Origin of the sequence: Microbacterium sp. (assembly GCF_035277845.1) — a bacterium.
Lineage (GTDB): Bacteria > Actinomycetota > Actinomycetes > Actinomycetales > Microbacteriaceae > Microbacterium.
Map to the genome: position 1 here is coordinate 1 of NZ_DATEJS010000214.1, position 8,656 is coordinate 8,656.

General features: G+C 71.1%; 6 protein-coding genes and 1 pseudogene. 2 read left to right on the top strand and 5 right to left on the bottom strand.

What is annotated here, in order from left to right:
• The 4 genes and pseudogenes from VJR25_RS09045 to VJR25_RS09060 form a co-directional block, all read right to left on the bottom strand.
• Positions 1-357 (bottom strand): annotated as a pseudogene (locus tag VJR25_RS09045) (hypothetical protein); the annotation flags it as partial.
• A gap of 1 nt (position 358) precedes the next feature.
• The gene (locus tag VJR25_RS09050; RefSeq protein WP_324114645.1) at positions 359-1,579 is read right to left on the bottom strand and encodes an ABC transporter permease; all 1,221 of its coding nucleotides are present in this window, start codon (positions 1,577-1,579) and stop codon (positions 359-361) included.
• The gene (locus VJR25_RS09055) at positions 1,576-2,295 is read right to left on the bottom strand and encodes an ABC transporter ATP-binding protein (protein WP_324114646.1); all 720 of its coding nucleotides are present in this window, start codon (positions 2,293-2,295) and stop codon (positions 1,576-1,578) included. The genes VJR25_RS09050 and VJR25_RS09055 overlap by 4 nt, the downstream gene beginning before the upstream one ends.
• The gene (locus VJR25_RS09060; protein ID WP_324114647.1) at positions 2,292-3,542 is read right to left on the bottom strand and encodes an efflux RND transporter periplasmic adaptor subunit; all 1,251 of its coding nucleotides are present in this window, start codon (positions 3,540-3,542) and stop codon (positions 2,292-2,294) included. The genes VJR25_RS09055 and VJR25_RS09060 overlap by 4 nt, the downstream gene beginning before the upstream one ends.
• A 460-nt stretch (positions 3,543-4,002) precedes the next feature.
• Between VJR25_RS09060 and VJR25_RS09065 the strand changes: the two genes are divergently transcribed.
• Positions 4,003-4,713, top strand: coding sequence for an endonuclease domain-containing protein (locus VJR25_RS09065; RefSeq protein ID WP_324114648.1), 711 nt, complete (start codon positions 4,003-4,005; stop codon positions 4,711-4,713).
• A 201-nt stretch (positions 4,714-4,914) separates the two neighbouring features.
• Positions 4,915-6,972 (top strand): aminodeoxychorismate synthase component I, encoded by a 2,058-nt coding sequence (pabB, locus tag VJR25_RS09070; RefSeq protein WP_324114649.1) that lies wholly within the window; start codon positions 4,915-4,917, stop codon positions 6,970-6,972.
• 19 nt (positions 6,973-6,991) lie between these two features.
• Here pabB and VJR25_RS09075 read toward each other — a convergent pair whose 3' ends face one another.
• The gene (locus tag VJR25_RS09075; protein ID WP_324114650.1) at positions 6,992-8,524 is read right to left on the bottom strand and encodes a sugar transferase; all 1,533 of its coding nucleotides are present in this window, start codon (positions 8,522-8,524) and stop codon (positions 6,992-6,994) included.
• Positions 8,525-8,656: the final 132 nt, after the last annotated feature.

An 8,656-nucleotide genomic window follows, 5' to 3' on the forward strand; every position in this document is an offset into this window, starting at 1 on the left:
GCCCGCGGCATCCTGACCCGACACGGCGCGCGCGGGCCGCGCGACCACGCAGTCGCCGACCTTCAGTGCGACCGCCGCGACCTTCTGCTGTGCCGTGAATCTGGTCGCCGACGTCCAGGTGACCGCGGTCTGCGACGAGACCCCCTGCACCTGCGCGGTCGAGCCGCTGACGGCTGCTACCGTGCCCGCCGCGCCCGGGAACGCGCCGCCGGGCGTCCCTCCGAACCGGCTGTTCGGGTTGCCCGTCGACGACGCCGCCGGAGCCGGCGTGCCGCCGTTCGAGGCACTGCAGGCGGCGAGGCCGAGCACGGCCACGACCGCGATGGCCGCCGTGGCGATGATCTGTGAGCGCTTCATGTCATTCCGTCCTCAGGGCGTCGATGGGGGCCAGGCGCGCGGCGCGGTTGGCGGGGTACACGCCCGCGATCATGCCGATCGCGAGCGAGACGAGCAGGGCGCCGACCGTGGCCAGCGGAGAGATGACCAGCGGGAATCCGAGCACGCCCGGCAGCAGCAGGGCGCCGAGCGCGCCGAGGGCGATGCCGAGCACACCGCCGATGAGGCCCAGGATGCTGGCCTCGACGAGGAACTGCCGGAGGATCACGCCGGGGGTCGCTCCCAGCGCTTTGCGCAGACCGATCTCGCGGATCCGCTCGGTCACCGACACGAGCATGATGTTCATCACCCCGATGCCGCCCACGAGCAGCGAGATCGCCGCGATGCCCCCGAGCAGCACGGTGAGGATCTGCGTGGTGGTGGTCGCGGTCTGCACGAGGGACGCCTGGCTCGACACGGTGAAGTCGGCCGTGGCGGCCGTGTCCCCGTGCTGGGTGAGCAGGGCGTTCTGCGCCTCCTGGTAGGCGGCCGACAGGTCGGCGGCGCTGCGCGCCTCGAGGTAGATCGTCGAGATCGAGGCGGCCGATCCGGATGCCGCGGCCCACGTCGTCGCGGGCACGACGATCTGGTCGTCCTGGTCGCCGCCGATGGTGGAGCCGGCCGCGTTCAGCTCGCCGATGACCGTGAACGCCTCGTCGCCGATGGTCACCTGCTGACCGACCGGGTCGCGCAGCCCGAACAGCTCCTGCGCGGTCGTCGAGCCGATCACCGCCACCGGAGCAGAGGAGTTCACGTCCTGCTGCGTGAAGAAACGGCCCTCCGTCACGGTGCGCGCGCGCACGCCGAGCCAGTCCGGGGTCGTGCCGACGATCGAGGTCGTCCAGTTGTTCGTGCCGGCGACGACGTTCTCGCTGCCCTGCGACACCGGCGCGACGGCGGCCACGTCGGGTGCGACCTGCGGGTCGGCGAGGGTCGCGGCATCCGTCGCGGTCAGCGTCGTGGCCGATCCCCGCCCGCCCCGCAGGCCCGTCGTCGAGGTCGTCGACCCGGGGCTCACCACCAGCAGATTGGAGCCCAGCGAGTCGATCTGCTCGGTCACCTTCTGCTGGGCGCCCTGGCCGAGGCCGACCGTGAGCATGACCGCCGCGATTCCGATGAGGACGCCGAGCACCGTCAGCGCCGAGCGCATCCGGCGGGTGCGGATGGCGTCGAACGCGGTGCGGACCGTCTCCGCCGCGTTCATCGGAGGCCTCCCGCGAGCGCATCGAGCATGGCGCCACGGTGCAGGTCGTCGACGAGCTCGCCATCTCGGATCACGAGCGTGTGCGCGGCCTCGGCCGCCACGTCGTGCTCGTGGGTGATGAGCACGATCGTGCGGCCCTGGCCGTGCAGCTCGGCGAACAGGTCCAGCACGTCGCGGGTCGACGTGGAGTCGAGGTTTCCGGTCGGCTCGTCGGCGAGGATGAGACTCGGCTCGGTGACGAGGGCCCGCGCCACGGCGACCCGCTGCTGCTGCCCGCCGGACAGCTCACCGGGCTTGTGCTCCACGCGATCCGCGAGGCCCACCCGTTCGAGCGCGGCGATGGCGCGCGCCCGGCGCTCGTGGCGGGGGACTCCGGCGTAGATGAGGGGGAGTTCGACGTTGCGCCAGGCCGAGACGGTGGTGAGCAGGTTGAACTGCTGGAACACGAAGCCGATCCGGCGATTGCGGATGTCGGCGAGGCGACGCTCGTCGAAGGTCGAGACATCCTCACCGGCCAGCAGATAGGTGCCGGCGGTGGGCACGTCGAGGCATCCGATGATGTGCATGAGGGTCGATTTGCCCGACCCCGACGGACCCATGATCGCGACGTAGTCGCCGTCTTCGACCTGCATGTCGATGCCGCGCAGGGCGTCGACCTCCAAGGTGCCCGTGCGGTATGTCTTGCGGACGCCGCTGAGTTCGAGGACCGCGCTCATCCGTTCGCGCCCGTGTTCGTCTGGGTGCCGCCGCCCGTGCCGGTGCCGCCGTTGCGGCCGCCGAATCCGCCGCCGCCGAATCCTCCTCCGCCGAAGCCGCCGCCCCCGAAGCCGCGGGTTCCCGTGCGGGTTCCGGTTCCGGTGGTGCCGGTGGGCGTGAAGACGGGGACGACCACCTGGTCGCCGGACTTCAGCCCGGCGGTGATCTGCGTGCGGGTGCCGAAGATCGAGCCGATGGTCACCGGAGTCTGCACGCGCCTGCCGTTGTGCATCACGGTCACCTCCGTCTTGCCGTTGGTCGTGTGCACGGCGAGGGTGGGCACGACGAGCACGTTCTGCAGCTGCTTGACGACGATGCTGACCGTGGCGTCGGTGCCGGAGTACAGGCCGGCGGGGGAGCCGGTCACGGCGATCACCACCGGGAACTGGGCGCTGCCGGTGTTCGTGCCGCTGCTGGACTGCGCCACGACGCCGATCGACTGCACGGTGCCGAACACCGGCGTGGTCGACCCGCTCAGCGTGATGGTGGCCTCGAGCCCCTTCTTCAGCGAGGCGAGGTCGGCGCTGCCGACCGTGGCATCCACCACCCACGACGACGTCGAGATGACCGAGATCGCGGTGCTCGAGGATCCGCTCCCGGTGCTGCCGGTGCCGGTGCTGCCGGTGCCGGACCCTCCGGAGGCGCCCGAGCGACCGGTGCCGGTGCCCGACGAGCCGGATCCGACCTGGTCGCCGACCGCGATGTTCACGGCCGCGACCACCCCGCTGATCGGGGACCTCATGGTGGCATCCGCCAGGGCCGCCTTCGCGGACGCCAGCGACGCGTCGGCCGAGGCGAGCTGCGCGTTCGCGGATGCCTGCTGCGCCGACGTTCCGCCGGCATCCACCGCCGCCTGCGCCTGGTCCACCTGCGCCTGCGCGACGGCGACCGCGCTCGACAGCTGCGTGGTGTCGATGGTCGCGAGCGCCTGGCCCTTCGAGACCCTCTGCCCGACCGTCACGTCGACCGCGGTGACGGTGCCCGCCGACCCGAAGCTCAGGTCGGCCTCGTCGGCCGAGGCGACCGTGCCGGATGCCGACACCGTCTGCTGCATCGTGGTGGTCGTGGCGGCCACGGTCTGCAGCGTGGGCTGCGCGTTCGCGCGGGCCCGGATCACGAGTCCGCCGGCGACGACGGCGACCACGACGACCCCGGCGACCACGAAGGTGACCGGGCGCCGCCACCAGGGACGATGCTTCTGCGACAACGTCGGCTCCTCTGCTGCCCACGCACTGTCCGCCGGGCTCCGACTGGGAGGCTAGGAGCATCCCATGGAGGCACCGCATGCCCCGGGTACACAGTCCGTTAGCGCCTCCTATGAATCTGCGAAGGATGCCGGCATCCGGCTTCGCGCCTCACGCGGAGATGTACGCATCGTGCGGCCTGACTCCCTCGGATAGGCCGCACCAGGTGCACAAATCCGCACCGATGTGCGCGGGATCGGTTCGTCCACAACGGGCAGGGGAGTGCCCCATGGCATGGGATTCTCCACAGATCACGGAGGGCTCGCCCGCCGGAGCAGACGCCCGGGGCATCGTGGCCGGATGGATCACGACGACGCCATCCGCCTGGTACGCGACCGTGGCGGGGTGATTCCGGCTGCGGACCTGAAGGCACGCGGCGCCTCGCGGCGCGACATAGACGGCCTCATCGCACGAGGAGCTCTGGTGCGGCCCGCCCGCGCGTGGGTCGCAGTGCCGGATGCGGATGCCTTCCTGAAGAGGGCTGCGGCGGCCGGAGTCGTGCTCACCTGCGTCACGCAGGCGAAGCGACTGGGGCTGTGGACCCTGCCCGTCGGATCGGCGCACGTCGCAGCATCCCCGAACGCGCATCCGCGGCCGGGCGGCGCCGTTGTCCATTGGCACACCCCGCCGGTAGGGCGGCGCCCCGGGGAGCTGGTGGACCCGATCGAGAACGTGCTGGATGCCGTGGCCCGCTGCCAGCCCGATGAGGAGGCGATGGTCATCTGGGAGTCGGCGTTCAACAAGCGGCTGGTCGACAGGCAGGTCTTCGCTCGCATGCCGCTCTCGGTGCAGGCGCGCGCACTCCTGCAGGTCGCGACCTCATGGCCCGACTCGGGGCTCGAGACGATCTTCATGACCCGACTGAGCTGGATCGGTGTGCCGATCGTGCCGCAGGTCTGGATCGCGGGACACCGGATCGACATCCTCATCGGCGACGGACTCGCGGTGCAGATCGACGGAGCACACCACGTCGGTCCACAGCGCGAGAGCGACATCGCCCACGACGCCGTGTTGATGCAGCTGGGTTACCACGTGCTGCGGTTCGGATACTTCCAGATCATCGACGACTGGCCCATGGTGCAGACCACGATCATGCGCGCGGTGGCCATGGGCTTGCATCATCGCGCGGCATGAACAGGGTGCAGGTCTTGCCCGACGCGCGATTCATAGGGCCGGCCCGTCGCACTCCGTTCATCGTTCAGTACCTGCGGATCTGGGCAGCTCATGCGGCCAGGATGCCGCTCCCCGGGCCGCAGGAGCTGCACAAAGCCGCACGAGGTGCCCGGGGCGCCGGGCGTCGCGGCCTGGCGCGCGGGCACCTGGCATCCTTGATCTGTGGCGCGAGTGCTGATCATCGACAACTTCGACTCGTTCACGAACAACATCGCGGATGCCGTCGCCGGGGTCACCGGCACGGCGCCGATCGTGGTCGACAACCGGATGCCGTTCGACGAGCTGCCGTGGGCCGAGGTGGATGCCGTCATCATCGGGCCCGGGCCGGGGCATCCGGCGATCCCGGCGGACTTCGGGGTGTGCCGTGAGGTCATCGAGCGCGCCCCGTACCCGATCCTCGGGGTGTGCCTCGGGCACCAGGGCATCGCGCAGATCTTCGGCGGCACCGTCGACCGGGCGCCGGCGCCGGCCCACGGCCTGGTCCACGAGATCGTGCACGACGGCACCGGGCTGTTCGCCGGCATCCCGAGCCCGTTCCCCGTGGTGCGATACCACTCGCTGGCCGTCACCGCCGTGCCGGACGTGCTGCGGGTCACAGCGCGCACCGACGACGGCGTGGTCATGGCCCTCGAGCACCGCAGTCTGCCGATCTGGGGCGTGCAGTTCCACCCCGAGTCGGTCGCGGGCGGGCACGGTGCCGACCTGCTGCGCCGGTTCACCGCGCTCGCCGACGAGTACAACGCGTCCCGGCACGCGGCGGTGGCACAGGCGTTCACCGCGGTGGGCGGGGTGCTCGCCGGCGTCCCGCACGTCGAGGAGCTGCCGTGGCCGGACGATCCCGCCGCGCTGTATGCCGACCAGGTGGGGGACGCGGACGGCTTCTGGCTCGACAGCTCCCAGCCGGAACATCCGGATGCCGGCGTCTCGGTCATGGGCGCCGCCGCCGTCACGCTGACCTACCGTCTGAGCGACCGGACGCTCACCCTCCGCGGGCCGCTGGGGGAGCGCGCGGTCGCTGGAGACGCGTTCACCCTGCTCGGAGAGCTGCTCGATCACCTGGACTGGCCGGGCGCCGGGCCGTTCACCGCCGGACTCGCCGGGTACCTCGGGTACGAGCTGAAGGCGCTGTGCGGTGCGTCTGAGACGTACGAGAGCGCAACGCCGGATGCCGCGTTCGTGTGGCCGGCGGCGTTCGTCGTGCTCGACCACCGCACCCACCGCGCCTTCCGCCACACGCTGGCCCCGGTCGGCCCCCCGGTCGTTGAGCGAGCGGAGCGAGACGAAACGCAGCGAGCCGACGGGAGCGCACCAGGCGTTTCGTCTCGCTCGCTGGCGCTCGCTCGCTCAACGACCGGGGGTGGTGTGGCTGGGGGCGCCTACAGCCCCGGGGCGGTGGCTGAGCGGGAGCTCGTGCTGCGGGACGAGCGGGAGGCGTACCTCGGCAAGATCGCGCGGGCACAGGCGCACATCCTCGACGGGGACTCGTACGAGGTCTGCCTCACCGATTCCGCGGCCGTGTCCGCGCCCCACGACCCGTTCGCCGCGTATCTCGAGATGCGGCGGATCAGCCCGGTGCCGTACGGCGCCTACCTGCGGCTGGGCGAGCTGGCCGTGCTCAGCGCGTCGCCGGAGACCTTCCTGCGCGTCGAGCGCGACGGGCGCATCACGACGCGCCCGATCAAAGGAACCCGCCCGCGCGGCGCGACCCCCGAAGCCGATGCCGCCCTCGAGCACGAACTCGCCACGAGCACGAAGGATCGCGCAGAGAACCTCATGATCGTGGACCTCTCCCGGCACGACCTCGGCGGCGTGTGCGAGCCGGGCACGGTGGACGTGCCCGAGCTGTTCGCGGTGCAGTCGTTCTCGTCGGTGCATCAGCTGGTGTCGACGATCACGGGGCGGCGGCGCACCGGCATCCACACCCTCGACGTCGTGCGGGCGTGCTTCCCTCCCGGGTCGATGACCGGCGCGCCGAAGCGCCGCACGATGGAGATCATCGACGAGCTCGAGGGCGCCGCGCGCGGACCCTACGCCGGGGCGCTGGGCTGGCTGGATGCCTCCGGCGCCGCCGCCCTCAGCGTCGTCATCCGCACCCTCGTCGTCGACGGCGCGCAGGCGTCGTTCGGGGTGGGCGGCGCGATCACGGCGCTCTCCGACCCGGAGGACGAATTCACGGAGATCCTCGTGAAGGCGAGCGTCCCGCACCACATCGCCCGCTGACGATCGGTGCCGACCGGCGTCAGTGCGCGGACTCGCCCGGCGTGACGACGGCCTTGACGGTCTTGATGAGGATCGCGAGATCGCCGATCAGCGACCAGTTCTCCACGTAGTAGAGGTCCAGCCGCACGGTGTCGTCCCAGCTGAGGGTCGACCGTCCGCTCACCTGCCACAGCCCCGAGATGCCGGGACGCGTCAGCAGGCGGCGCATCGCGGCGTCGGAGTACAGCGCCACTTCTGCATCGATCTGCGGCCGCGGGCCGACGAGGCTCATCGATCCCCCCAGCACGTTGAACAGCTGCGGCAGCTCGTCGAGCGAGTACTTGCGCAGCACGCGTCCGACGGGTGTGATGCGGGGGTCGTCCTTGATCTTGAACAGGGGGGTCTGCGAGGTGCCCTGCGACTCCAGCAGCAGCGCCAGCTCCCGGTCGGCGCCCTGACGCATCGACCGGAACTTGTACATCTTGAAGGGGTGCCCGTGCAGCCCGATGCGCTCGTGGCTGTAGAACACCGGGCCGCGCCCGCTGGCCTTCACAAGGATCGCCACGACCAGGAACACCGGGGACAGCAGCACCACGAGCGCCGTCGTCACGATCAGGTCGAACATGCGCTTGACGAACCGCTGACCGGCCGAGAACCGAGGCGTCTCGACGTGCATGAGCGGAAGGCCCGCGACCGGACGGGTGTGGATGCGCGGGCCGGCGACGTCCATGATGCTCGGCGCGAGCACGAGGTGCTGCTTGCCGCTCTCCAGCGCCCATGAGATCGCCTTGACGCGTGCCGGCGGCAGGTGGTCGGTGCTGGTGATGGTCACCGTGTCGGTGCGGGTCTCGCGCAGCACCCGCTCGACGTCGGCGACGTCGCCGAGCACCGGGATGTCGTCGAGCGACGTGCCGGCGCGGCCGCCCGGCACACAGGCGCCCACGACGCGATAGCCCGCGTCGGGAAGCCGGTGCAGCTCGTCGGCGGTGCGCACCACCGACGAAGCGGCGCCCACCAGCAGCACGCGGGCGCAGAACTCCCCGTTACGGCGCTGGCGGACGAGCCACTGACGCCACAGCCAGCGCTCGGCCAGCAGCAGCACGATGCCCGCCGGCAGGCTGATCAGCAGGTAGCCACGGGCGATGTCGACGCGCAGGATGAAGGCGAAGATCGCGATGACGCCGAACACCTGCACGCTCGCGCGCATCACGCGGACGTATTCGGTGCTGCCCGTGCCGATCACCCGGTGCGTGCGCGAGTCGATGAGGCTGAGGGCCAGCATCCAGGCGACCACGAGACCCGTCGAGAAGGCCCAGTACGGGACGGTGCCGAGGCCGCTGCCCGACGGCGTGGACACCGCTTTGTCCACGCCCAGCCACAGGACCTGCGTGCCGAACACCACACTCACGAGCACGAGGAAGTCCGAGATCGCGAGGCGACGCTCATAGCGGCGGCGCCAGGGCGCACGACGCCGGGACGGGGATGCCGCCGGCGGATGAGGTCGGCCAGAGCCGAGACCGAGATCGTCGATCGCGCCTGTCGGCTGCGACCCGATGAACTCATCGATCGCCATAGCGCTGCTCGTCTCCCCCCGGCATGTGGCACAGGTGACCCGGCGTGCCTAGCGCCCGATCACCTGGATGCACCGTTGAACATCATAGCCGACGAGGAGTCTCCTCCCAGGGAACCGACGCGTGCTCCAAGG